This is a genomic window from Haladaptatus sp. SPP-AMP-3, from assembly GCF_049568665.1.
Taxonomy (GTDB): Archaea; Halobacteriota; Halobacteria; order Halobacteriales; family Haladaptataceae; genus Haladaptatus; species Haladaptatus paucihalophilus.
Genome location: NZ_CP145897.1, coordinates 2,959,927 through 2,983,718 on the forward strand (window position 1 = coordinate 2,959,927; position 23,792 = coordinate 2,983,718).

At 64.1% G+C, this 23,792-nt stretch carries 27 protein-coding genes and 1 tRNA gene; 12 read left to right on the top strand and 16 right to left on the bottom strand.

The features are described 5' to 3' along the window. Nucleotides 1-9 precede the first annotated feature (9 nt). Nucleotides 10-2,706 (bottom strand): AAA domain-containing protein, encoded by a 2,697-nt coding sequence (locus V5735_RS16125; RefSeq protein ID WP_423744436.1) that lies wholly within the window; start codon nucleotides 2,704-2,706, stop codon nucleotides 10-12. Between the two features lie 138 nt (nucleotides 2,707-2,844). Between V5735_RS16125 and V5735_RS16130 the strand changes: the two genes are divergently transcribed. Further along, nucleotides 2,845-4,866 carry a prolyl oligopeptidase family serine peptidase gene (locus tag V5735_RS16130; RefSeq protein ID WP_423744437.1) on the top strand — a complete coding sequence of 674 codons (2,022 nt, stop codon included), beginning with the start codon at nucleotides 2,845-2,847 and terminating at the stop codon, nucleotides 4,864-4,866. A gap of 1 nt (nucleotide 4,867) precedes the next feature. On the opposite strand, the gene V5735_RS16135 is transcribed toward V5735_RS16130, so the two are convergent. Both V5735_RS16135 and V5735_RS16140 read right to left on the bottom strand, forming a co-directional pair. After that, the gene (locus V5735_RS16135; protein ID WP_423744438.1) at nucleotides 4,868-6,058 is read right to left on the bottom strand and encodes an alanyl-tRNA editing protein; all 1,191 of its coding nucleotides are present in this window, start codon (nucleotides 6,056-6,058) and stop codon (nucleotides 4,868-4,870) included. A gap of 32 nt (nucleotides 6,059-6,090) precedes the next feature. Beyond that, complete coding sequence (locus V5735_RS16140) at nucleotides 6,091-6,606, bottom strand: helix-turn-helix domain-containing protein (protein ID WP_423744439.1); 516 nt, start codon at nucleotides 6,604-6,606, stop codon at nucleotides 6,091-6,093. 108 nt (nucleotides 6,607-6,714) lie between these two features. Between V5735_RS16140 and V5735_RS16145 the strand changes: the two genes are divergently transcribed. Continuing rightward, complete coding sequence (locus V5735_RS16145; RefSeq protein ID WP_069449898.1) at nucleotides 6,715-6,918, top strand: TOBE domain-containing protein; 204 nt, start codon at nucleotides 6,715-6,717, stop codon at nucleotides 6,916-6,918. Between the two features lie 43 nt (nucleotides 6,919-6,961). Further along, on the top strand, nucleotides 6,962-7,315 hold the full coding sequence (locus V5735_RS16150; RefSeq protein ID WP_423744440.1) for a VOC family protein: 354 nt from the start codon (nucleotides 6,962-6,964) through the stop codon (nucleotides 7,313-7,315). 26 nt (nucleotides 7,316-7,341) lie between these two features. Here the strand turns inward: V5735_RS16150 and V5735_RS16155 are convergent, their stop codons facing one another. Continuing rightward, nucleotides 7,342-7,536 (bottom strand): hypothetical protein, encoded by a 195-nt coding sequence (locus V5735_RS16155; protein WP_423744441.1) that lies wholly within the window; start codon nucleotides 7,534-7,536, stop codon nucleotides 7,342-7,344. Between the two features lie 123 nt (nucleotides 7,537-7,659). Between V5735_RS16155 and V5735_RS16160 the strand changes: the two genes are divergently transcribed. Together V5735_RS16160 and V5735_RS16165 are read left to right on the top strand one after the other, a co-directional pair. Further along, the gene (locus tag V5735_RS16160; RefSeq protein ID WP_423744442.1) at nucleotides 7,660-8,016 is read left to right on the top strand and encodes an SH3 domain-containing protein; all 357 of its coding nucleotides are present in this window, start codon (nucleotides 7,660-7,662) and stop codon (nucleotides 8,014-8,016) included. A gap of 48 nt (nucleotides 8,017-8,064) precedes the next feature. Next, on the top strand, nucleotides 8,065-8,463 hold the full coding sequence (locus V5735_RS16165; RefSeq protein ID WP_423744443.1) for an acyl-CoA thioesterase: 399 nt from the start codon (nucleotides 8,065-8,067) through the stop codon (nucleotides 8,461-8,463). A 77-nt stretch (nucleotides 8,464-8,540) separates the two neighbouring features. Here V5735_RS16165 and V5735_RS16170 read toward each other — a convergent pair whose 3' ends face one another. Further along, entirely contained in the window at nucleotides 8,541-10,154 is a 1,614-nt protein-coding gene (locus V5735_RS16170; RefSeq protein WP_423744444.1) for a hypothetical protein, read from the bottom strand. Between the two features lie 396 nt (nucleotides 10,155-10,550). Next, nucleotides 10,551-10,635, bottom strand: a tRNA-Leu gene (locus V5735_RS16175). Between the two features lie 310 nt (nucleotides 10,636-10,945). Here V5735_RS16175 and V5735_RS16180 point away from each other — a divergent pair. Together V5735_RS16180 and V5735_RS16185 are read left to right on the top strand one after the other, a co-directional pair. Then, the gene (locus V5735_RS16180; protein ID WP_423744445.1) at nucleotides 10,946-11,506 is read left to right on the top strand and encodes a DUF420 domain-containing protein; all 561 of its coding nucleotides are present in this window, start codon (nucleotides 10,946-10,948) and stop codon (nucleotides 11,504-11,506) included. A gap of 101 nt (nucleotides 11,507-11,607) precedes the next feature. Continuing rightward, complete coding sequence (locus V5735_RS16185; protein ID WP_423744446.1) at nucleotides 11,608-11,784, top strand: hypothetical protein; 177 nt, start codon at nucleotides 11,608-11,610, stop codon at nucleotides 11,782-11,784. Nucleotides 11,785-11,818: 34 nt separating this feature from the next. On the opposite strand, the gene V5735_RS16190 is transcribed toward V5735_RS16185, so the two are convergent. From V5735_RS16190 to V5735_RS16210, 5 genes are all read right to left on the bottom strand, one after another. Continuing rightward, entirely contained in the window at nucleotides 11,819-12,370 is a 552-nt protein-coding gene (locus tag V5735_RS16190; RefSeq protein ID WP_423744447.1) for a hypothetical protein, read from the bottom strand. A 59-nt stretch (nucleotides 12,371-12,429) separates the two neighbouring features. Continuing rightward, a complete protein-coding gene (gene purF, locus V5735_RS16195; protein WP_423744448.1) occupies nucleotides 12,430-13,893 on the bottom strand; it encodes an amidophosphoribosyltransferase in 1,464 nt (487 codons plus the stop codon). 162 nt (nucleotides 13,894-14,055) lie between these two features. Next, on the bottom strand, nucleotides 14,056-14,232 hold the full coding sequence (locus V5735_RS16200) for a 50S ribosomal protein L37e (protein WP_007977666.1): 177 nt from the start codon (nucleotides 14,230-14,232) through the stop codon (nucleotides 14,056-14,058). Continuing rightward, nucleotides 14,229-14,411, bottom strand: coding sequence for an LSM domain-containing protein (locus tag V5735_RS16205; protein WP_007977665.1), 183 nt, complete (start codon nucleotides 14,409-14,411; stop codon nucleotides 14,229-14,231). Before V5735_RS16205 ends, V5735_RS16200 begins: the two co-directional genes overlap by 4 nt. Before the next feature lie 60 nt (nucleotides 14,412-14,471). Then, nucleotides 14,472-15,539 carry a M20/M25/M40 family metallo-hydrolase gene (locus tag V5735_RS16210; RefSeq protein ID WP_423744450.1) on the bottom strand — a complete coding sequence of 356 codons (1,068 nt, stop codon included), beginning with the start codon at nucleotides 15,537-15,539 and terminating at the stop codon, nucleotides 14,472-14,474. A 111-nt stretch (nucleotides 15,540-15,650) separates the two neighbouring features. Here V5735_RS16210 and V5735_RS16215 point away from each other — a divergent pair, with 111 nt between their 5' ends. After that, complete coding sequence (locus V5735_RS16215; RefSeq protein WP_423744451.1) at nucleotides 15,651-15,878, top strand: hypothetical protein; 228 nt, start codon at nucleotides 15,651-15,653, stop codon at nucleotides 15,876-15,878. Between the two features lie 42 nt (nucleotides 15,879-15,920). Then, nucleotides 15,921-16,868, top strand: coding sequence for a zinc-dependent metalloprotease (locus tag V5735_RS16220; RefSeq protein WP_423744452.1), 948 nt, complete (start codon nucleotides 15,921-15,923; stop codon nucleotides 16,866-16,868). Nucleotides 16,869-16,878: 10 nt separating this feature from the next. Here V5735_RS16220 and V5735_RS16225 read toward each other — a convergent pair whose 3' ends face one another. Further along, nucleotides 16,879-18,000 carry a carbohydrate kinase family protein gene (locus V5735_RS16225; RefSeq protein ID WP_423744453.1) on the bottom strand — a complete coding sequence of 374 codons (1,122 nt, stop codon included), beginning with the start codon at nucleotides 17,998-18,000 and terminating at the stop codon, nucleotides 16,879-16,881. A 32-nt stretch (nucleotides 18,001-18,032) separates the two neighbouring features. Between V5735_RS16225 and V5735_RS16230 the strand changes: the two genes are divergently transcribed. Further along, nucleotides 18,033-19,172, top strand: a complete 1,140-nt coding sequence (locus tag V5735_RS16230) for a Gfo/Idh/MocA family protein (protein ID WP_423744454.1) — start codon at nucleotides 18,033-18,035, stop codon at nucleotides 19,170-19,172. A gap of 10 nt (nucleotides 19,173-19,182) precedes the next feature. Here V5735_RS16230 and V5735_RS16235 read toward each other — a convergent pair whose 3' ends face one another. Continuing rightward, on the bottom strand, nucleotides 19,183-20,034 hold the full coding sequence (locus V5735_RS16235) for a translation initiation factor eIF-2B (protein WP_423744455.1): 852 nt from the start codon (nucleotides 20,032-20,034) through the stop codon (nucleotides 19,183-19,185). 121 nt (nucleotides 20,035-20,155) lie between these two features. On the opposite strand from V5735_RS16235, the gene V5735_RS16240 reads away from it, so the two are divergent. Next, nucleotides 20,156-20,461 (top strand): hypothetical protein, encoded by a 306-nt coding sequence (locus tag V5735_RS16240; RefSeq protein ID WP_423744456.1) that lies wholly within the window; start codon nucleotides 20,156-20,158, stop codon nucleotides 20,459-20,461. Here V5735_RS16240 and V5735_RS16245 read toward each other — a convergent pair. From V5735_RS16245 to V5735_RS16255, 3 genes are all read right to left on the bottom strand, one after another. Then, complete coding sequence (locus tag V5735_RS16245; RefSeq protein WP_423744458.1) at nucleotides 20,458-20,997, bottom strand: hypothetical protein; 540 nt, start codon at nucleotides 20,995-20,997, stop codon at nucleotides 20,458-20,460. The genes V5735_RS16240 and V5735_RS16245 overlap by 4 nt on opposite strands. 94 nt (nucleotides 20,998-21,091) lie before the next feature. Continuing rightward, the gene (locus V5735_RS16250; RefSeq protein ID WP_423746040.1) at nucleotides 21,092-22,594 is read right to left on the bottom strand and encodes an RtcB family protein; all 1,503 of its coding nucleotides are present in this window, start codon (nucleotides 22,592-22,594) and stop codon (nucleotides 21,092-21,094) included. Nucleotides 22,595-22,722: 128 nt separating this feature from the next. Then, nucleotides 22,723-23,133 (bottom strand): archease, encoded by a 411-nt coding sequence (locus V5735_RS16255; RefSeq protein WP_423744459.1) that lies wholly within the window; start codon nucleotides 23,131-23,133, stop codon nucleotides 22,723-22,725. Between the two features lie 102 nt (nucleotides 23,134-23,235). Here V5735_RS16255 and V5735_RS16260 point away from each other — a divergent pair, with 102 nt between their 5' ends. Continuing rightward, on the top strand, nucleotides 23,236-23,724 hold the full coding sequence (locus V5735_RS16260; protein WP_423744460.1) for a GNAT family N-acetyltransferase: 489 nt from the start codon (nucleotides 23,236-23,238) through the stop codon (nucleotides 23,722-23,724). Nucleotides 23,725-23,792: the final 68 nt, after the last annotated feature.

The following is a 23,792-nucleotide window of genomic DNA, read 5'->3' on the forward strand; positions in this document are numbered from 1 at the left end:
CGAAAGCCCTTAGGTCGCCCACTCGACCATCCGGTCGTAGAGCGGCGAGGAGCGAAGCGCGCGCTCGTCGCCCACGAGGACGAGCGACTTCTTGGCGCGGGTCAGCGCGACGTTCACCCGGCGGTAGTCGTCGAAGATGGGACTGTCCAAGTCGCCCGTGGCCACGAACGAGACGATGATAATCTCCTTGCTCGACCCCTGGAACCGGTCCACCGTATCGACCGCCACGGATTCGTGGACGCGCCGGGATATCTCCGCGACCTGTGCGCGGAACGGTGCGATGACGCCGATGTCCTCGCGGGCGACGCCCGCCTCCACGTACCGGGAGACGAGTTCGGTGATGCGCTCGGCTTCGACCGGGTTCGTGTTGCCCGCCGTCTTCCCGTCCGGGTCGACGAAGGCGACGCCGGTGCGGAGCGGCGGCGGCAGGGATTCTGGTTCGACGCTCGGCAAATCCTCGATTTTCTGCGCCGCGACCTCGCCGTTCGCCGGACGGAGCGCGCCGTCGTAGAACTCGCGGGACGAGAACGCCTGAATGCGTTGGGCCATCCGGTACTGGCGGTCGAGCATCACGGACGCGTCGGGGTACAGTTCTACGAGTCGCTGGAACAGCGAGGTCGAGAGGTCGCCGCCCACGGCGTCACCGTCCGTGCTCTCTTCGGAGTCCGCCTCCGCGTCGTTCGCTTGGACCACGGGCGGCAGTTGGTGGTGGTCGCCCACGAGGACGAACCGCTCGGCGAGGTTGATGGCCGCGAGCGTCGCCGGTTCGGTCAACTGGGAGGCCTCGTCCACCAGCGCCACGTCGAACGCCTGTTCGCGCATGATTCGTGACCCGCAAGTCGCCGTCGTGGCGGCGACGACGCTCGCCCCTTCGAGTTCGGCGACGCGCTCGCCGGGGTCGCCGCCTCGCTCCAGACGAACGTCCTGCATGTCCTCGCGGACGCCGCTCTCGGTGCCGACGCGGATTGCCTCGTCGAAGCCCTGCTCCCGCAAGGCTTCAAGCGCGTTGTCCACCGCGCGGTTCGTGAACGCCGAGAGGAGGACGCGGTTGCCGTCCTCCACCAGCGCCCGGATGGTCCGCGCGATGGTGTAGGTCTTCCCGGTGCCGGGCGGACCGTGGATGAGCGCGCAGTCGTTCGCGTTCACCGCGAGGTTGACCGCCGCGTTCTGGGCGTCGTTGTTCCCGATGAACGTCCGTTCATTCGACTCGAATTCGGGTTCCCGCCGTCCGAACAGCACGTCCTTCCGCCGTTCGTCGCCCTTCAGCAGGGCGTCGTGGAGCGCGGTCAACATTCCGTCTGCGGAGAACTCCGAGGGATAGACGTCGAGTCGCCGGAGTTCGACGGGTTCGTCCGTCGTGACGACGATTTCGTCGCCCAGTTGCTGAACCCGGGCCAGTTCCGCGTGGCCGCTGACGGGATCGCCCTTGCTGGCCAACACGACGTCGCCCTCCCGAATCTTCGATACCGAATCGTCGGTCCGTCGGGCGCGGAGTTCCCAGCGTCCGCCCTCTATTTGCGTCTGTCCCGCCGGTTCCAAGCCGATGAGCGCTCGGTCGTCGTCCGCCCGTTCCCGGGCCGTCTGCTCCCACAGTTTGGCGTACTCGCGGTGGCTCGCCCGGCGTTCCCGTTCTATCTGCTCGTACTTCTCGCGGAAGTACGCGCGTTCCTCCTCGGGAATCGGCCTGCCTATCTGTCCCGCCTTCGACTCCTGATTCAGGCGGCCGGAGACGACCATGCAGGTGTCCTTCTCGAAACAGTACTCGCACTTGGCGTTCGCCTCGTAGCCCGTCGGCACGTCCATGTCGAACTCCGCCGCGGCGATTTCGTTGCGGGTCCTGACGACGAATTCGAGCAGGCCCTTGCCGATGGAGAACTCCTTCGCGGGCGAGAGGTCGCCCGTCTCCTCGGCGCGGTCCAGCGCGGAGTTCTTCGTGTAGAGGAGCGTTCCCGTGTCCGCGGGCACGCCGCGTTCCTGCAGGAGGAGGGCGTAACAGGCCGCCTGAATCTTGTCCTGAAAGCGCGGGTCGCGGTTCGTGTTCTTGCCCGTCTTCAGTTCGACCGGCATCCCGCGACGGAGCGCGTCACAGCGGCCCTTGATGCCGAACTGCTCGCTGATGAGCGTGTACTCGCTTCGCCAGTCGTCCGTGTCGTCGAGGACGCCCTGTTCGAGCCAGCCCTCGATGGCGCGGGCGTTCTGGCGCACCTCGCCCGCCACCTCGTCCGCCTCGCGTCCGAGCAGGCCGAGTTGCAGGCCGACCTCCTCGACGCGTTCCTCGATGGAGTCGTCCAACTCCCGTCCGCGGAGCAGGTCGCCGAACACCTCGTGGACGATGGTCCCCTTCACGACGGGGTAGTTCAGCGGAATCGCCGACAGTTTGTTCAGGTAGTACATCCGGGGACACTGCACCCACGAGCGGACGTCGGTCACGTTCACGAGGAACGAGGGTTCGACCACGACGTAGGATTCCTTCCCCGTCGCGTACGTCGTCTCGCCGTCGTACTCGGACTCCTCCGCGTCCGTCACCAGCAGTTCCATCCCTTCTTCGAGGTAGTCGGCGGTTTCGGCCCACTTGCCCCACAGCGTCACCGTCTGCGGCACGTCGTCGTCCGGTCGCACGACGACCTCCGCGAGGTCGCGTTCGCCGTACCGCGTGGTCACGGTTCGTTGCTCGCCCGGCGCATTGACGGTCCCCCGTATATTCACGAGACGTTCGTACCCGCCCTCGCGGAAAAATACTGTCGATTACCGCACGTCTCCGCTGTCCGCCACCTCACCCGCCCACGTGTCGTCGCGTTGCCGCTTCCCGACAACGTATTAGCCGCGGTTTCCACTATCGACGGTATGCCACGGACTCCCCCACCCACCGAAACGCGTGATGCCGTCGAAACGCTTCACGGCGAGGAGATACGCGACCCGTACCGCTGGCTGGAGGGCGACGACGAGGACGTTTCGGCGTGGGTGAGTGCGCAGAACGAGCACGCGAAGTCGTTCCTCCGCGGCGAGACGCGCGACGACCTCGAACCCCGGTTTCGGGCGCTGGCGAACTCCGCGGCCTACTTCCCCGTCGTTCCGACGCCGAACGGCTACTTTCAGCGGTACACGCCCGCCGACGAGGACTTGCCGCTGTTGACCGTTCGGGACGACCTCGACGGCGAACGCCGCGTCCTCACGGACCCGAACGAGTGGAGCGACGACGCCACCCTGACCCTCGACTGGTTCGTCCCCTCGCCCGACGGCTCGCTCGTCGCCTACGGCGTCACGGAGGGCGGCACGGAACAGTACGACGTTCGCGTCGTGGACGCGAAAACGGGCGATACCGTGGACGAACTCCGCGAGACGGGTCGAACCGGGGAGCGGTCGTTCGCGTGGACCGACGGGGGATTTTACTACGGTCGAACCGGCGCGCTCGAAGACGGTGGCCAACTCGACAAATCGCTCGCGTATCACCGACTTGATGGGGGCGGCGAGGACGACGCGGACGACGAACTCCCGATCGAACTCGACGGGCAGACGTGGGCGGGCCTCCACACCGACACGGACAGCGACTACCTCGTGGTCGAACTCACGCGGGGGTGGGAACGCACCGACGTCTACGCCGAGCGGGACGGCGAGTTCGAACCGCTCGTGACGGGCGAGGACGCCATCTTCGAGCCACGCCTCCGCGGGAATCGGGCCTTCTTCCTGACTAGCCTCGACGCGCCGAACTACCGAATCGTCGCGGCGGAGTTGGCGGACGCCGCCGGGCGCGACGCACCCGAGGCGTTCGAACCCGTCGTCCCGGAGCGCGACGACGCCATCCTCAGGGATTTCGTGCTCACGACTGACCACATCGTCGCACACTACGAACGCGATGCGGTTTCGGAACTCGTCGCTTTCGACCTCGACGGGACGCGCGTCGAGGACGCGCCGCTCCCCGAGTTGGGGTCCATCGACGAGGGAAGTCTCCACGGTTCGACGGACGAGGAGTGTTTCTTCCGGTACCAGTCGTTCGACCACCCGCCGACCGCCTACCGATACGCCGTCGGCGAGGGCGTGACGAAACTCGACGCGCCCGAGGTCCCGGTCGAGGCCGACCTGCAGGTCGAACGGGAGCGGTACGAGTCGGCCGACGGCACCGAAGTTCCGCTGTTCGTCGTTCACGCGGGCGTCGAACCGGGCGGCGACAACCCGACGCTGCTGTACGGCTACGGCGGGTTCGAACTCAGCCAGACGCCCGCGTTCCGACGTTACGCCGTTCCCTTCCTCGAACGCGGCGGCGTCTTCGTCGTCGCCAATATCCGCGGCGGCGGCGAGTTCGGCGAGGAGTGGCACCACGCGGCCCGGAAGGAGCACAAACAGAACACCTTCGACGACTTCATCGCGGCGGCGGAACACCTCGTCGAGCGGGGTTACACGAGTCCCGAGCGCCTCGCCATCGACGGTCGGAGCAACGGCGGACTGACGGTCGGCGCGAGCATCACCCAGCGCCCGGACCTGTTCGCCGCCTGTCTCTGTATCGTCCCGCTCCTCGACATGCTCCGGTTCCACCGGTTCCTGCTCGGCGCGTCGTGGACGGCGGAGTACGGGTCGCCCGACGACCCGGCGGCGTTCGAGTACATCCGCGAATACTCGCCGTATCACAACGTCGAGGAGCGGGAGTATCCCGCCGTCCTGTTCAAGACGGCCGAGGGGGATACGAGGGTCCACCCGGCTCACGCCAGGAAGATGGCCGCCAGAATGCAGGCGAAACACACCGGAGACGCGCCGATTCTCCTCCGCGAGGAACGGGACACGGGCCACGGCGTCGGCAAGCCGACCGAGATGGTCGTCCGCGAGAAGTTGGACGAGTGGACGTTCGTTTTCGAGCAGTTGGGCGTCGAGTAACTCAGTCTCGCAAGTACGCCACCACGTCGTCGGGGTCCGCCGAGAGGCCGCCGCCCTGTGCGAACGTCGGGCTACCGCCACCGCCGCCGCCGAACTCGGCGGTCACCTCGTCCACCACGTCGCCCGCTTCGACGTCGCCGTCGGTCCCGACGACGAGGAACGTCGACCCCTCTTTTCCGGTGAGCGCAACCACGTCCGCCGTTTCGCCCGCCAGTTCTCTCACCCTGTCGCTGAGTTCGTTCGGGCCAACGCCGTCGATGGTGCCGACCAACCACTCGTGGCCGTTTCGGGCGACGGTTTCCTCGGCGAGTTCGTCGATGGTCGCACCGACGAGCCGTGATTTCGCGTCCGCCAACTCGATTTCCAGCGCGTCGATTTCGCCGGTGAGCCGGTCGATTTCGTCGGGCAAATCCTCGACCCCGGTTCCGGCGATTCGCGCGGCCTCTAGCGCGCTCCGCTTTTCGTCCGCCCGCGTTCGGATGGCCGGTGGGCCGACGGCGAACTCGACGCGCGTCATTCCCTCGCCCGGGTTCGACCGGTCGACGATTGTCACCGGCCCGATTTCGCGCGTGTTCTCGACGTGCGTGCCGCCACAGGCGGCCACGTCCCATCCCTCGACATCGACGACGCGAACGGTATCCGAACCGCTCAGAACGCCTTCTTCGGTCTTCGTGTTGAACGCGATATCCTCGCGTGCCAGCGCCTCCTCCTTCGGGACCGATTCCCACGAGACGGGCAACGAATCCCACACCGCCCGGTTCGTCAGTCGTTCGAGTTCGACGAGAACACCGTCGTCGATGTCCGTCGAGGTCTGGAAATCGACGCGAATCTTCTCCTCGCCGATGTCGAACCCGCCGTAGCCGAGGTCGTCCAAAATCAGTCGTCCCGCCCCGTAGATGACGTGGCTCGCCGTGTGCGACCGCATGCAGTAGGTGCGGAACTCCTCGTCCACCTGTCCGCGAATCTCCTCTCCCTCCTCGAACTCGGGGTCGGTTTCGAGCGCGTGAACGACGTCGCCGTCGCGTTTCTGCACGTCGACGACGGAAGTCCCGCCGAGCGTTCCCCTGTCCGCCGGTTGGCCGCCGCTCTCGGCGTAGAAGTACGTCTCCGAGAGGGAGACGTTCCTCCCGTCGATTGCTGCGACGGTCGCGTCGAAACTCGTCCGATATGGCTCTGCTGGCGCGCGGGTCATACCCCGTTCTCCGAAACGGGCGGACAAAAACGCTACGCCGACTCCGACAGCGTAACGCCGAGATGCTCCTCCAGCGCTTCGATGACCGACCCGCCGACGCCCGCGCGGTTCGCTCGGTTCTGTTCGACCGCGAGGAGGTCGTTCTCCTGAACCCCGAGTTCGTCGGCGAGTTCGCCGCGCTGGAGACCTTCCTCCTGTCGCGCGTCGATGACGCGCTCGCCGTAGTCGGAGACGAGGTACGGCAGCGGGTCGCTGTCGTAACTCGTTCCCTCTTCCTCCCAGTGGCTCGCATCGCCCTTCCGGGCGTCGTCCATCCGCGCCGTGCGCTGGGCCGCCCTGCGCTTGCGATCCTGTTCGCTCATCGCGTTGCCTTCGCTCTTCGATTTCGTCGGCTGTGCGGCGTCGTTGTGGCTCGCACAGTCCGGACAGACGTGGAGCGTCGCGCCCGCGACGCTCGCCTCGGTCAGCGAATCGGACGCCTTCCCGCAGAGTTCACAGGAACCGCCGCTGCCGCCGCCGGACGAGTTCCCGGTCGAATATTTTGCCATACCCCCGTTATGAGGGGCCTACATTTCAATATCGCGTTTGCTCGCCGGAGCAAAGTCCGCCCGAACGCTTATTCTCGGCCTCGTCGTCTTCGTCCCGGGGGAACTCGGATGTTAAGCGCACGAAACCGACTCGACGGGGAGGTAGTGGACGTAGAAACCGGCGACGTGACCGCCGAGGTGGTTCTCGACGTGGGTGGCGAGGAAGTTGCGGCCGTCATCACCCGCGAATCGGCGGAAAACTTGGAAATAGAGGAGGGAATGGAACTGACCGCCGTCGTGAAGGCGACCGACGTGATGCTCCGGTCGGATTGAACGGGGCGAAACCCATTTTTCGACCCGCCGCGTCGTCCCGTCCATGAGCGGCATCGTCTTCTTCGCCAGCGAAGTTCGCGCCGAAACCGTCTCGTTCTACGTCGACCGCTTCGGGGCGGACGTGTGGCTCGAACAGACCGACTGTACGGTGTTGCAGTACGACAACATGCGCTTCGGTTTCTGCGAGCGCGAGTCGGCCGACACCGACGGCATTCTCACGTTCGTCACCGACGACCGGGACGGCGTGGACGCGCTGTACGACGACCTGGCCGATTGCGCATGCGACCCGCCGGAGGCGAACCCCCGCTACGACATCTATCACTTCTTCGCCGAGGACCCGGAGGGGCGCGCCGTCGAAGTGCAGTCGTTCGACAGCGTAACCGAGCCGGTTCGGTAGCAATCACGTGGAGCGACGGACGCGTATCACCGTGCCATCGAGTCGGCGATTCGCTCGACGGCGCGAACGAACCGCCAAAACAGGTACAGTCCGAGCAGGGGGAACACGATACCAAACCACGCCAGCGGCTTGCTGGCGAGCAGAATGCTGTACAGGAACGTCAGGACGCCGACGATGACGATTCCCCAGACGACGACCGATTCGGTTGAGTCGGAGGGCATGGTCGATTCGTATCAGCCGACAACGAAATAGATTGCCGTCCGCGACTCGCCGCCCGGCTCCGTCTCTCGCTCGATGGCGCGCTTTCGAAATGCGGATGAGAGTGCGGGTGAAGGTGGCTGGTGATGAACGTCGACCGAGTAGGAACGTACCGGGTGGCCGAGGCACACGAATCCGAGTTTCCCGACCCGATTGACGTGACGGAGAGCGAGGAAATAGAGGTCGGCGAGCGGGACACCGAGTGGGACGGGTGGCTCTGGTGTGTCGATTCGGCGGGCAGGGAAGGATGGATTCCGGAGGAGTACGTGACGCGCCAGGGAGATACCGGTACCTGCCTCGCCGACTACACTGCAACGGAACTCACCGTCTCGGTCGGCGAGCGAGTCGTCTCCCGCGGCTCCGTCGCGGGCTGGCAGTGGTGCGAAACCCGCGGTGGGGACGAAGGATGGCTTCCGTCTGTGAAGCTCCAGAAAACGGAGTAGCCGGGACGGAATCGACAGATGGTTTAGCCGCTTTCCGCTACGTGTTTCATGGACGAATTCGGCTACACGACTGCTATCGAGGTGCGCTACCGCGACCTCGATACGATGGGTCACGTCAACAACGCCGTCTACGCGACGTACCTCGAACAGGCGCGCATCGCGTACTTCCGGGACGTTCTCGGGGTCCCATCCGACGAAATCAACGGCGTCATCGCCCACCTCGAACTCGATTATCACCGGTCGATAACCGGCGGAGACGACGTGACCGTCGGCGTGCGCGTCGCCGACATCGGAACGACGAGCATCATGATGGAACACGAGATCCGGGCCGGAGACGAGGTTGCCGCCACCGGTGAAACCGTCCAAGTCGTGTTCGACGAGTCGGGCGACCCCACCGAGATTCCGCCAGAGTTGCGCGACCGAATCGCCACGCACGAAGGGTTCTGAGTATCGAGTGTAGGACGATTTTCGACGAAAAGAATATCGACAGGGTACTGTTTTGTCGTTGCTACTGAACGACGACGTTACTTGACGGTGTTGTTGCCGGTGTCGAGACCCGCACAGCCGTCGTCACGGATGCCGTTGTAGAGCGTGCTATTGTATATCTGGATGTCGTGGCTGGCGTCGAGCAGTCGGACGCCCTCGTTGCCTCGTTGCGACTTGGCGGTGATACCGTCGTACTCGGTAAATCCACTCTCGTCGAGAATTCCGTACTTCTGTGCTTCGTACGTGCCGCCGTTGACGTGGGAATGGTCCGCTCGGTTCCAGAGCGCGTGTCGGTCGGAACTGCTGGTCTGCGTGACTTCGACGTCGGTGAGGGTCGTGTCTTCACGGTCGTTCCGTATTCCCTCACGGAATCCGGCGCCGGTAACGCCGGCACCGTCCGTGATGGTCACGTTGTCGAGAGTGACGTTTGCGGGTGAAGATTCGCCTTTTATCCAGACGCCGTACCCGCCCGCTGGCGACCAGTCGATGGTCGTATCTTCGACAGTGATCGGTCCGCATCCCGGGTTGGCGACGATACCCTGTATCGATTCGCTCGATGTGGAGGAGATGTCGACGTTCCGCACCGTCGCGGATTGACAGGCATCCATCACGACGATTCCTTGCATTCCTTCGTGGGCGGCGTCGAGTGTGATGGTTGCATCCCGGACGAGAACGTTCGTGCCGTCTTCGATACGGATTCCCCCCGGCTTCTGGAAGTTCGGTCGAGTCGTGTCGATATGGATTGTCGGGTACTTGACTACGCTGTCGATACCGCCGATGCGGAGTGCGGCGGTGGCACTGGTTCCGAACAGACCGCCGTAGATGATTCGCTTGCCGTCGCCGTCGTCGGCGTAGACGCCGTTGTCCGGGAATCCCTTGATGGTACAGTGTTTGATAGTGAGTTCGCCGACGTGTTTGTTGTTCACGATGCCGGTCGGACCACGCCAGAGGTTCCCGTCGTTCGGCGTCTCGCTGACATGGGCCGCGCCGTCCGGTGCTCGGAAGTTGTCCACGATACCCGTCCCGCTCGAACTCCGAATGTTGAATCGCCCGGGTCCGTAGGTTCCGCTGTCGTGTCGGCCGTAGATATCGATTTCGTAAACTTCGAGGCCGTCGTTGACCGCGGCTTCGATGACGCGAATACCCGTGTCATCCGCCGTCTGGTCCACTTCGAAGCCTTGAAACAGCAGGTCGCTGCTCGAACAGTTGTCCACTCGCCCGAACGAGAACAGTTGCATGTCGCTCGGGTTCCCACCCGCGTAGGTAAAGTTGTGATAGTCGGCGGGAACGAGCGTCGCTTCGGGTCCGAAAATCCCGACGTGGTTAAAATTGCTCATCGAGACTTGCTCGTCCATGTAGTACTCCCCTTGCGGGAACTTGAGGAGCGTATCGTCGCCGTTGTCGTCGAGGAGACTTTGTATCAATCCAGAGACGGACTGGTTGCCGGTGTCATCGGCGCCTTTGTCGGTCACGTCAATGACCGTGCCGTAGTCACCGTCGTATGTGTCGTACGCCGCACCGGCGGACGTTCGCCGGGATGCGAGGAGCGGTGCACCGATGGCCGCGGCTCCGAGACCTTTCAAGACGGTGCGACGGTCAGATATCGGGTTGTCTATTGGCTGGCTCGTGCGAGATTCGTCGTTGTCACTCATGGGTGTGCGTAAGTCGTTCTGAAATTTTCGCCGGTTCTATACTTGTACTCGGACGGTAGATTTCATACCATAATGTAAAGCAAGAATAATTATAATATCAATCTTTTGGCCAAGTATTAAATTATTATTTTATTTATATGGTTGTATTAGTTTATATGATGGAATAATATGGGTCGCTCGGTCGTTTATCGTCGTCGCGATGCGGCCGTTTCTTATACCGACTGCTCACCGGCGGACACCGACGGGACAGCGCCCTCGCTGTGTCGCGGAAATGTGTAGTGAAAATTGAACCTGCCGCAGCTGGCGAACGTTGGTTCGGTAGGAATTGTGCGTGGGTGATGTCCACGAAGGAGATCACCTGCATCGTTGATGTTCGCGGCGAAGCCGCGTATGCGATGCGTGGGACCGGATTTGAACCGGCGGACCCCTACGGGACAGCGCCCTCAACGCTGCGCCGTTGGCCTAGCTTGGCTACCCACGCTCGCTGTATCTGTCTGCACTCAATCGTAGATGGTGGGATAATAAAAGGCCTTTCATTTGGCCCGGCGACGGCAGGCGTTCGCACGGACATGACAACGGGCGTCCAATACGCTAATACTTTCTGGGAACCATGCTGAATTGATGTCGCTTGGCCTCATCTCCCGGCTGAAAAATACGCGCGTCGACTACGTTTGCCCGGGGTGTGCCCGCGCGTTCGACCTGCCGTTCGACCGGTGTCCCGTCTGTGAGTGCGACAGACTGTACAAAATAGTGAAATAACTGGTATACCGACCGGACTGCAAGACGCGAGTATGGAATCCTCCGTCCGAAACAACGTTCCGACGCTGACGGCGCTCCTGAGCATCGTCTCGCTGGCACTCGTCTTCGGTGCCGTGTTGGGCGTCGTCCCCGAACACGCGATTCCGCGCGCACCCCACTGGTTTTTGGAGGCGATTCCGCACCTCAACGCCATCATCAGCGTCGCCGCCATCGCCATCATCGGCACCGCGTGGCACGCGATTCGACACGGACACGTCGTCCGCCACCGCGCCGGAATGCTGACCGGACTCGGCCTGTTCGTCCTCTTCCTCGGCCTCTACCTCTACCGCGTTTCGTTGGAGGGACCGACCGAGTTCCCCGGCCCGAAGACCGTAAAACAGTACCTCTATCTCCCGATTCTGGCGATTCACATGATCCTCGCCATGGTGTGTATCCCCCTGCTCTACTACGTGCTCTTGCTTGCCCTCTCCCATCCGGTAGCGGACCTCCCGAAGACGAACCACCGTCGCGTCGGGCGCATCGCGGCGTCGCTCTGGCTCACGTCCTTCGCGCTCGGGGTGGTCGTCTACGCGCTGTTGTACGTGGTGTATTGATTCTCTCAAGCCGAGAATACGGCTGTTTTAGACCTTCTATCGCCGAACGAAACGAAATCTAGCCACACGATATTTGCGGGCCGACCCCGTACAATCTGTACATGCCAATACCGGGATACGACCCGGACGACCTGGACGAACTGCTCGCGGAGCGACTGGAGGCGCGCGACGGAGGCGTGTCCCTGACCCCTCGTCAATGGCGGGAGTACGAAAACGGTGCGAGCCTGCTCGACGTGCTGAACGACACCGATATCGAGCGATTGTTACACGAGGAATGACGTCGCAAAAACGAGTTCGGTAGCGGACGCGCCGTTAGTCGCCCGGACGGACCCCCGAAACGAGGAATCGGTCACAGAACAACTCTGCAAGCCGTGGGAAGGCGGCGATTCCGACGCTCGCGAGCGCCATCGAAAACGCGACGGAAACCAGCGGTAACCCCATCGCGTTCGCCACCGTTCCGCCGCCGTACGCCACGGCGGCGAGAACCCCGTTGAAGTAGACGAGTCTGAAGAGCAACAGGGCGGGAGCCAACGACACCCACCCTCGCGTCTCCGTGGCAAGCGGCGGAAGCCATCCGCCGCGGATCAACGCGGCCACGACGACCATCGTCATCCACCCGACGAACGCCGAGGTTTTCAGGCCGAAAAAGCGGTTCGGCGCGCCGACCCTCACGTACCAGAGGAACGGGATGAGCGGCAGCGAAACGTCCGCGAACGCGTAGACGATATCGTCGAGAAACCGCCCGAAGCCGCTCTTTTCGGTGGACGTTATCTGTCCGTGACCGAACCAACTCCCCCGGCGGTGGCTCCGGGCGGCCCGCGTCGAGCGACAGGGGTGGTCGTCCCTGCCGGACGGATTCGGCATACTACGGGGATATACACGCGAAATCCCCTAAAACTACGGTCTCGGTCGCTAGAGTGGAATTAGTCGCTCGCGCCGTCGATGACCGGGCGCGTCACGTCGCGGTCAGTCTCCTCGTCGTCGATGTCGTAGGGATACTCGCCCGTGACGCAGCCGAGACAGAGGTCGGATTGGGAGACGGAAAGCGCATCGGCGATGGCTTCCTTCGAGAGGTAGGCCAGGCTGTCGGCGGAAATCGCTTCCCGAATTTCCTCGACGGATTTGTCGGAGGCGATGAGTTCCTCCCGGGTGGCCATGTTGATGCCCATGTAGCAGGGGGCGACGATCGGCGGCGCGCCGATTCGCATGTGGACCTCCTCGGCCCCGCAGTCCTTGAGAAGTCGAACGAGTTGCGTCGAGGTGGTCCCCCGGACGATGCTGTCGTCGATGATGGTGACGGTTCGACCCTCGACGGTGGATTTGATGGGGTTGAGTTTGAGGCGAACCGCCCGCTCGCGTTCGTCCTGCGTCGGCATGATGAACGTCCGGCCGACGTAGCGGTTTTTCATCAGGCCTTCGGCGAACTCCACGTTCGACCCGTCTTCCTGTGCGGCCTCCGCGTACCCCGACGCGAACGCGCGGCCGGAGTCGGGAACGGGCATCACCACGTCGGTCTCGATGCCGCTTTCCTCCCAGAGCTTTCGCCCCAACTCGCGTCGCACTTCGTAGACGAGGTTGTCGTCGATGACGCTGTCCGGGCGGGCGAAGTAGACGTGTTCGAAAAAGCAGTGGGCGGGTCGGTCGCGTTCGACGAGTTGGTAGGTGTCGTACCCCGCGCCGTCCGGCCGGAGGACGACGAGTTCGCCGGGCCGAACGTCGCGGACGAGTTCGCCGTCGATGGTGTCGATGGCCGACGATTCGGAGGCGATGACGTAGCCGTCCTCGACTTCGCCGATGACGAGGGGGCGATTGCCCTCCGGGTCGCGTACGCCGAGCACCGTTTCGTCGTGCATGATGGCGAGCGAGTAGGAGCCGTGTATTCGGCTCATGGTTCGCTTCACCGCGCGAACGAGGTCCTCTTCGAGGAGGTTGCGTGCGAGGTCGTGAGCGATGACCTCGGTGTCGCCGTCGGACGTGAACGCGTGACCCTTTCCGGCGAGTTCGTCCCGAATCTCCTCGGAGTTGACGAGGTTACCGTTGTGCGAGAGCGCGAGCGACCCGCTCTTGAACGAGACGGTGAAGGGCTGGGCGCAGCTCTTGTCCACGCTCCCGGCGGTCGGATAGCGGACGTGGCCGATTCCGGCGCTTCCCTTCAGGCCGTCGATGTCCGCCTCGCTGAAGGCGTCTCCGACGAGGCCCATCGAAACGTGGTCGTGTTGTTGGAAGCCGTCGTGTGTTACGATGCCTGCCGACTCCTGCCCGCGGTGCTGGAGGGCGTACAGCGAGTAGTAGAGGGGGCGTGCCGCGTCCCGACCCGCGAGCGACGCGCCGACGACGCCACACTTCTCGGTCGGTCCGCCGAGGTCTCCGTCCCGGCCACATGACATAGCTGTCCGTAGCGCGGGACAGTAGTAAAAACCCTCGTTATCGTGCCGTATTTTCCATCGTTTCAGACAGAAATATGCACACTCGTGTATATCGGCGGTTCGAAATAGCCGACGGCTGGTCGAGAGAGACGTATCGAGATGGAGAAAATCCGTAGCAGGCGGTTAGTTGTCGCCCGCTCGACTCTGCCACTCGTAGTCGCGTCGCTTGCTCGATTTGCCGAAGCCGCACGACGAGCAAACGCCTTTTTTCACGTGATACGATTTCTCGCCGCAACGGCGGCATTTCACGTGCGTCGTTTTGTTCTTCTTACCCTGGCTTGGAGTTCCTGCACCAGTCATGGAGTAATCGAAACGACGTTATCGCCGCGTATAATGGTTGTGTCTTCGTCTTCGATGACGAGGTTCATGTGCTGGTCGTAGCCGGTCAGCGTGCCGGTGTACTCTTCGCCACCTTTCAACTGCACTGTCACCGCCGAGTTCAACGACGCTTCGAGAACGTCGAGTGGTCGTCCGCTCATATCAACAATCCCAGTGTTTGTGTTGATAAACGTACCGGAACGAGAGTCGAGTGGTTCCGTTCAGATGTCAACTTCGAAGCCGTCGCGGTCGCTCGCTCGCACCGCGAATTCGGCGAGCAAGTCGGCGGAGGCGTCCAAGTCGTCCGTGTCGATGACCTCGACGGGGGTGTGCATGTAGCGGTTCGGCAGTCCGAGGTTGAGCGACGGCGTGCCGCCGCGGGCGGTAAAGAAGGCGTCCGCGTCCGTGCCGGTGTAGATGCCCGCCGCCTGTAGCTGTACGGGTATCTCCGCCTCGTCCGCCGCCTCGCGGACCGCCGCGACGACTTCGGGGTGGTTCGCGCTGCCGCGGGCGACGACGGGACCGCCGCCGAGGTCGATGGTGAGGTCCGAGAATCGCTTCTCGCCGCCGACGTCCGGGCTGTCCATGGCGTGCGTCACGTCGATGGCGACGATGGCGTCCGGGTCGAGGTCGAAGCCGACCATCTTCGCGCCCTGCAATCCGAGTTCCTCCTGTACCGTGCTCACGGCGTACACGGTCGCGTCGACGTCTCGCTCGGCCGCCCGGCGGAGCGCTTCGGCGGCCACCCACGTGCCGACGCGGTTGTCGATGCCCGGTCCGGCCAGTCGCGCTCCCCGAAGGTCCTCGATGGTCGGCGTGTACGTTATCGGGTCGCCCACGTCGACCAGTTCGGCGGCCTCCTCCTCGCTTTCGACGCCGATATCGACGTGCTGTTCCACGATGTCGTCGAACTCGTCGTCCTCGGTGTCGCGCAGGTGAATCGCTCGCTGGCCGACGACACCGTTGACGGTGCCGTCGTCGGCGTGAATCACGACGTGTTGCCCCTTCGTGACGGTGCGGTCCGTCCCGCCGATTCGGTCGATTCTGATGAAGCCGTCGTCGTCGATTCCGGCGACGATGAACCCGATCTGGTCGGCGTGGCCCGCGAACGCGAGTTCGGGACCGTCGCCTTCGACGACCGCGACCGCGTTCCCGTACTCGTCGGTTCGCACTTCGTCCGCGAACTCCGAGACGTACTCGACCCAGACGCGCTGGCCCGGAACCTCGAATCCGGACGGACTGGGCGTCGTCAACAGCGTCTCCAGAAACGTGCGTCGTTTCTCGTCCATAGTCGGAAAGGAGCGATAGTGCGCCTTCAAACTCCCGAAGACGACGAAAAATAATAAAATAGTAGACACGTCCCCAGAATCGATAAGGGGACGACCGTCGATTGCTGTTGCATGGGGGTTTTCGAACTGCATCTCCACGAACCGAACTTCACGCTCAACACGGGCGAAACGAAATCGTCGGCCGGATTCGGCCCGATGTCGGAACCGGAATCGGAACCGGAAGGCGAACCCGGTGAACGGGGGACGGAACCGCCGTCCATCGCCGGGAAACTCGGACCGCTCATCGTTCTCGCGGTCGTTATCGCGCTGGCAAAACGGGTGAAGCGGCGACGGGAGTGACCGGACAGAAGGATTTTGTCGGCGTGACTCCAACGTAGTGCTGTGAATCTCTACCGTAGCGTCCGTGCCGTCACCGGCGCGTCCGGCAGCGGCCCCATCGATTGGACCGCGGTGGCCGACGCGGCGAAGGCGGCGACGGACCCCGGGTCGATAGACCTCTCTCCGGCGGAACAGACCGGCTATGCGACCGACGTGCGCGACGCTCGCGCCCGCGTCCGGGAGGTCTCGGGCGTCTCCTTCGACGTCCCGAAGACCGTGGAAATCCAGAACCGACACCACTGGATAGACGCGAACATCGCGACTTTCGAGCGCGTGATGGAACCCATCGAGGAGTACGGTCCGGACGTGCTCCCCGGCGTCGCTCGCGTCCTCAACACGGGAACGATGTCGTTCATGCTCGCCCTCCTCGGCAACAACGTCCTCGGGCAGTACGACCCGCTCTTGCTCGCCGAGGGCGACGACCACGCGCTCTACTTCGTCCACCCGAACATCACCCGTATCACCGAGGAACTGAACGTGGACCCCGACCGCTTCCGCCGCTGGATCGCGTTCCACGAAGTGACCCACGCCGCGGAGTTCGGGGCCGCCCCGTGGTTGTCGGACTACCTCGAACGCGAGATGGAGTCCGGCATCGAGGCGCTCGCCCACGGCGAGGTGGACCGCGAGGCGTTCAAGGAACTCGACACCGCCATGACCGCCGTCGAGGGGTACGCCGAACTCCTGATGGACGAGGCGTTCGACGACGAGTACGAGGACCTCCGCGCGAAGATAGATGCGCGACGGAAGGGGATGAACCCGCTGTCGAAACTCGTCCGCCGCATGCTCGGGTTGGGCATGAAACGCCGACAGTACGAGCGCGGGAAGGACTTCTTCGAACAGGTCGTCTCGGCCAGTTCCGTCGAGGCGGCGACCCGCGTGTGGGAGAAACCGGAGAACCTGCCGACCGACGACGAACTCGACCACCCCGAGCGGTGGCTGGCCCGCGTGTAGTCGGCCGACGCTATTTCGTCCACGCTTCGCTCAGTACCGCCTCGGCATCGACGGTCGTCGCCGTTTCGACGTACCGCGACGTGCACACGTTCGCCAGCGCCAGCGTCGGCCCCCAGTCCCACCCGCTCGCGCGACCGAACGTCAGTCCCCCGGAGAACCGGTCGCCCGCCCCCGTCGTTCGCTCGACGGTCGAAACGGTGCAGTTGGGAACGGTGAGAGTCCCGTCGCGGGTCGCGGAGACCGCCCGCTCCTTGCCGTGATACACGACCGCGGAGACGGCCGCCTCGTCTCGGATTCGTTCGACCGAGTCGGATTTCGACTTGCTCCGACCGCCGATCACCTCCGCGAGGCGGTCGGCTTCGAGGTCGTTCACGCTCAGGACGACTTCGAAACGGTCGTCGAGGTCGGAAAGCACCGAGAAGTAGTCCGCTATCGTCTCGGCTGCCACGTCGGTCAGGTCGCCGGGGTCGAGGACGAGCGCGCCACCGTCGCCGTCGCCGTCCCCGTTCGTCGGGGCGAGCGAGCGAAACACGTCGAGGAGGGCCGGGAACGACGCGATGTTTCCGCAGCACGCCGCATCCGCGTCGCGTATCGGCGCGAAATCGCCGCCCATCGCGGTTCGTACGTCGGCCGCCGTCCAGTCCTGTATCGCGTCCGACTCCGCGGCGAAGAGAACGCCGTCGTCCCCGAGTTCCAACACGGACACGGCCGCCGGTTCGCCCATCGAGACGCACGGGAACGGGAGGTCGGCGAGCAGCGGGTCGTCCAGATGGCCGTACAGTTCCGGGTCGCCCCCCAGCGCGTGCACCTGTTTCGCCATGTTGACGGCCTGTCCGCCCGCCTCCCGCGTTTCCGGTTCGAGGTGGAACGACCGCTTGCCGTCCGCGAGTTCGTCGGAGAACGCGGTTACCGAGTCGAGTCGTCCGGCGGGCGAGCGAATTCTCGAAAACGTATCGACGCTCCCGTCGGGGAACGCGACGACGCGGGGAGAGGGATTACCCGAGAGTTCAGCACGGAGTTCGGCGTACGCCACGCGACGATATTCGGCCGCCGCGATGATAAGGAGTCGGTCGGGTTCGGGCGATATGCGCGCCGGAGTTCCGACCCCGTCGCCCGGCGGGCCACTAAACACTAAATCCCTTCCCGAAGAACGTGAACGCAATCATGACGCTGAAAGTCGGTGTGTTAGGCTACCGGTTCATGGGAAAAGCCCACGCGAACGCGCTGGCGCGGTTGCCGATGTTCTTCCCGGACGCGCCGGATGTCGAACGGCACACGCTCATCGGGCGGGACGAGGAAGCGCTTTCGGAGGCCGCGGACCGACTCGGCTTCTCCTACACGAGCACGGACTGGGCGGAAGTCGTCGACGAGGTGGACGTGTTCTACAATCTCGGACCGAACTTCGTCCACGCGGACCCCTCCATCGCCGCGCTGGAGGCGGGCGTTCCGGTCCTCTGTGAGAAACCGCTGGCGGCGAATCTCTCCGACGCCGAGCGGATGGCCGAGGCCGCGCGGTCGGCGGACGTCCCGACCGCGACGGCGTTCAACTACCGGTTCATCCCGGCCATCCAGTACGCGAAGGGACTCATCGAGGACGGCGCGCTCGGCGAGATTCACCAGTTCCGCGGTCGCTACCTCCAAGATTGGCTGGTCGACCCCGACGCGCCGTGGTCGTGGCGCAACGACGAGGAGTTGGCGGGAAGCGGCGCGCTCGGCGACCTCGGCGCGCACACCATCGACCTCGCGCGCTTCCTCGTCGGCGACGTGGAGCGCGTTTCCGGCCACCTGCAGACGTTCGTGGACGAGCGTCCGGTAGAGGGGGCAACTCCGGAGGAGTCCCCGGAAGGCGGTGAAGCCGCCGGAGACGAGACGCGACCGGTCACGGTGGACGACGCCTACTCGGCGCAGGCCGAACTGGAGGGCGACGTGATGGCGACGTTCGAGGCCTCGCGGTTCGCGAACGGTCACAAGAACGACCACATCATCGAGATTCACGGCTCCGAGGGAAGCCTGAAGTTCTCGCTCGAACGCCTCAACGAACTCGAAGTCCTGCGCGGCGAGAATCGCGGCTACGAGACGGTGCTCGTCACCGACGAGTCCGACCCGTACGTCGAGCACTGGTGGCCGCCGGGCCACGTCATCGGCTGGGAACACACGTTCGTCCACGAGAACTACGAGTTCTTGTCGGCGGTGAAGGAGGGGGAGGAATACCACCCGAACTTCGCGGACGGCGTGGCGGTGCAGAAGGTACTGGACGCCATCGAGCGAAGCGACGAGAGCGGCGAGTGGGTACAGGTCGAATAAGGAGTCGGCGTCAGTACTCCCACGTCCCCTCGTCCGTCACGACGGAGTCGAGGAGATCGGTCGGCGTGGCGTCGTAGGCCGGGTTGCAGACCGCAAAGCCCTCCGCCGGTTCACGGATGACTTCGCTCGGTGAGCGAAAGTCGTTCTCGAACCGGAACGCCTCGCCGACGATTTTCGCGCTGGAACCGACGGCCGTGACGGGGACATCGACCTCGTTCGCGGTGACGGTCAGCGGGAAGGTGCCGACGCGATTGTAGAGGGTCTCGTCCACGATGCAGTCCATTCCGGTGAACACGCGGTCACACTCGGGCAGGTAGTGGCCCGCGGCGCTGTCGACGATGAGCGTCGCGTCCACCTGATCGATTTCGCCGAGCACGCGGGCGGTCTTGCGGCCGAGGTAGCGCGGGCGGGCCTCCATCACGTACACGTCGAGGTACGCGCCGTCCGCCACGGCGGTTTCGACAGCTTCCAGCACGGTCGAGGAGTAATCGTGGGTCATGATCGTCATGCCGTCCTCGAACAGCGGCGCGGCGTTTTCGGCGGCGCGTCGCTTTGCGGTCACGACCTGCTCGACGACGCTATCGATGGCCTCCTGCGTGTTCTCTTTCGCCTGCTCGACGGTCTCGTTATCCGCTTCCGTCACCATCGCCACGATGGCCCGCTGGGTCGTGACGAGCGAGGCGTGAGACGGGTTCGCCCGACGGAGGACGCTGCTGTTGTGGTCGAGCGCGCGCTCGAACTCCTCGACGGTCTCGAAGTCGCGGTCCACGAGGTCGGAGAGCGCTCTCGCCGCCTTGACCGCGACGGTCGAGGAGCTGTGCGTTTGCATCTCCTGTATCTCCTCGACTGTCTCGTCTATCATGCGCTAACGAAGTTCGCCGGGCTACAAGATTGTTCTGGGTTTCCGGTTTCGCTCCGCGTCACCATCCCTCCTCACCACGGGTGACGAACGGTTTACCTTCTCCCGACGCTAATCGGTCATCATGACCGTGCCCGTTCGCTACTACTGTCCACACTGTGGTGCCATCGCAACGCTCCAACGCGATGCCCGCCTGGCCGACAAATCGGTCACGGCCGACCCCTTGGACGGCTGGGAGTACGCCAACGCCTACGACGAGTTCGAGGACGCGGACGGCGTGGAACTCGTCTGCGGCGCGAGCGAAACCGACGGCGACGGCTGTGGCGAACTGTACTTCCTCAACTTCGTCCGCTATGAGAAGGGAGAAGAACTCGACCCGAACGTACCGCTCCGACCCGAGGACGCGCCGAACTTCGATTTCAGAACTTAGCGTATCCGTAGCCGAAATCCCCACTCGTACGTGCTGTCGTCCACGTAGTACCTATCGACGAAGCGATAGCGCCCCGACGGATAACAGGTGTCCGATTCCTCGTGCGTCAACACGTCCCATTCGACGTGCGCCTCGTCGCCGGAACTGAATCGTCGGTGTTCGGTCGCGCCGCGTCCGGTCGACGGCGTTGTCCACCAACAGCCGTCGTGGTGACTGCCCCTCTCGGCTTCGTATTCGAGAACGAGTTTCGAGCCGTCGGGTCCGGCGGCGAGCGTATCCGCGAACGGGCCGGGGTAGTTGAACCGAACGGTGCGAGGTTCGTCCCCTGTGTACTCGAAGTCGACTCGAATTCGCGGCGGATGCGCCGCCGTCTCGTCGGAGAGAAGCCTCGCCGAGAGCGTTGCCGGAAAGTCAGCCGGAACGGGGTCGTTTTCGATGGAAAAACCGGACTCTCCACGAGAGAGATGGAGGACGTCCCCGAGACAGCCTGCAGTCACGCTCGTTCCGACCGCGCCGAGCAACGCTCGTCGTCGCATGAGGTAGTTTCACCCCACAGGTATCAAAATGTTTGGATTAGTAAAATGAACGTTGTACCTATCCGTCCGCGGAGGATTCCGCCGCGACGGCGCGTCAGCCTTTGATATTGCAGACGGGAAACGTTCGGGCGACCGTGTCTCCGATTCCCAGCGCGTCCGAGACGCGCACGACTTCGTCCACGTCCTTGTAGACGCCCGGCGCTTCCTCCGCGACCGTCGCGCCGCTCTGGGCTTTGACGTAGATGTGCTCGCGTTCCAGTTCCTCCTGCACGTCCCCGCCCCAGTAGTCCTTCTTCGCCTGCGTTCGACTCATCACTCGGCCCGCGCCGTGTGCGGTCGAGCCGAATCCCAGCTCCATCGACGCCTCGCCGCCGCGGAGGACGTAGCTTCCCGTTCCCATGCTGCCGGGGATGATGACGGGTTGGCCCACGTCGAGGTACGCGCCGGGCACCTCGGGATGGCCCGCCGGGAACGCGCGCGTCGCTCCCTTTCGGTGGACGAACAGCTCTCGCTCCTCGCGGTCGACGGCTTCTCCGTCTCCCACCGGTCGGCCCTCCGGACCAACCCTCACGACGTGCGTCTCCTTCTTGGCGATGTTGTGCGCCACGTCGTACAGCAGTTCCATCCCCATCGTCCGCCACGGCCGGTCGAAAACGTCCTCGAACACCTCGCGGGTGCGGTGCATGACGAGCTGTCGATTCACCCACGCGAAGTTGATGGCCGCCCCCATCGCCGCGTAGTACTCCGCGGCGAGTCGGCTCCCGGCGGGCGCGGCCGCGAGTTCCCTGTCCGGGAGTTTCGACAGCAGCCCCGAGTGCCGTTTCTCTATCTTCCGGAGGTAGTCGGTGCAGACCTGATGGCCCAGTCCGCGACTGCCGCAGTGGATGAGCACGACGACTTGTCCCTCCGAGAGTCCGTACGCGTCGGCGACCTCCTCCCGGAACACGTCCGTCACGCGTTGGACTTCGAGGAAGTGGTTGCCGCTCCCGAGGCTTCCGAGTTGGTTCTTTCCCCGATTCTTCGCCTTCGTCGAGACGGCCGACGGGTCGCTCTCCCCTCGGACGCCCTCGTCCTCGCAGTGTGCGAGGTCGGCGTCGGTCGCGTAGCCCTCGTCCAGCGCCCACGCCATGCCGCGCTCCAGCACCTCGTTCACGGTGTCGATGCCCGACTCGACGACGCCGCCGCCGCCCAACCCGGACGGGATGGCGTCGAACAGCGCGTCCACGAGTTTCTCCTCGTGGCCCCGCACGTCGTCCATCGTCAGATTCGTCCGCATCATCCTGACGCCGCAGTTGATGTCGTAGCCGACCGCACCCGGCGAGATACAGCCGTTTTCGGCGTCGATTCCGGCGACGCCGCCGACGGGGAAACCGTACCCCTGATGTCCGTCCGGCATGCAGACGGCGTACTTCGTCACCCCCGGCAACTGGGTCGCGTTCCGCAACTGCTGGAGCGTCTTGTCCTCGGCAATCTGGGAGAGCAGTCGCTCGCTGGCAAGGACGCGAGCGGGCGTTCCCATTTTCCCCTCCCGTGGAATCTCCCACACGTACTCCCGAACCCGTTCGAGCGTGACGTCCCCCGCCGTGTACGTCTTCATACGTGCTACTTCGAGGCACACGTGGGAAGGCGTTTCGGGGGTGATGAACTTCCCCGTCGTTTCGCGGCCGACGACGATTTCGTCCCGTTCACCCCGTCCATTCCCCGTTCTCCCCATCCGTTCGCCGTTCACACGTCGAACACGACGTAGGCGCGCCAGCCGTCGTCGGCCTCCTCGACGACCATCTCGGAGTAGGTGACGGCCTTGACCTCCCGCGCCGAGAGGTCGGCGAGCGGGACGCCGCGTGCGCTCCCGTTGAGATGCCAGCCGTCGCCGTCCTCGCGAACGTTCGCCTCGTTTTCGACGGGGAGCACGGCTCGGACGTCGCGCTGGTAGATGAGTTCGTCCAAGTAGTCGAACAGGAGCGCCTCCCGGCTCTCGGCGCGCACGTCGAGGTCGAAGCGCGTTCCGCCCGACGGGATGTCGTCGCACATGGCCGCCGCCATGCCGTCCGCAACGGCGGCGAACGCGTCGGAGATAGTCTCTCCGGTCGCCTCGACCCCGATGTCGGCGGTGTGTTCTCGGAGCGCGTAGCTCATCGTCTATTCCTCGCTCGCTACCGGTTTGAGGCTTGCCACTCCGACATCTCGATGATTCGTATGCCGGTGGAATTATATTTGTCTGCCTGCTACTCCCTCGCAGTGAGCGTAAACATCGACACGCGCGTCGTCGGGCCGGGCGACAATCGCTACGTCGAGGAGGCGTGGCAGCTGAAAGAGCGCATCCGGCAGCGCGATGGCGTGCTGAAACAACGACGGGGATTCTTCACTGACGCGTACCGACGATCGACCGTCTACTGCTACGTCACCGAGGGCGACGACGGCGAACGACTCGTCGGGTTCGCGGCGGTCCGACGCGACGGATACATCCTCTTTCTCGCGGTCGCACCCGAGTTCCGGGGCGAAGGGTTCGGTCAACGGCTCGTCGCGAAGGTCGCGGACAATCACGCCTCCGTCACCTGTCACGCCCGAACGACGAACGAGAACGCACTCGACTTCTATCGACACCTCGGCTTCGCCGTCGAGCGTCGCATCGACAACTACTACGAGGACGGCGGCGACGCCTTCTACCTCCGTCTAGGCGAAGAGGAAGGCATCGCCAAACGGCTCTCGGATTTCATGCGTAGCTAACCGTTCGGTTCCGACTCGAACGGCGGACCGGTGATATCGTCCCGAACAGCGACCGCGTAATCCGAAGA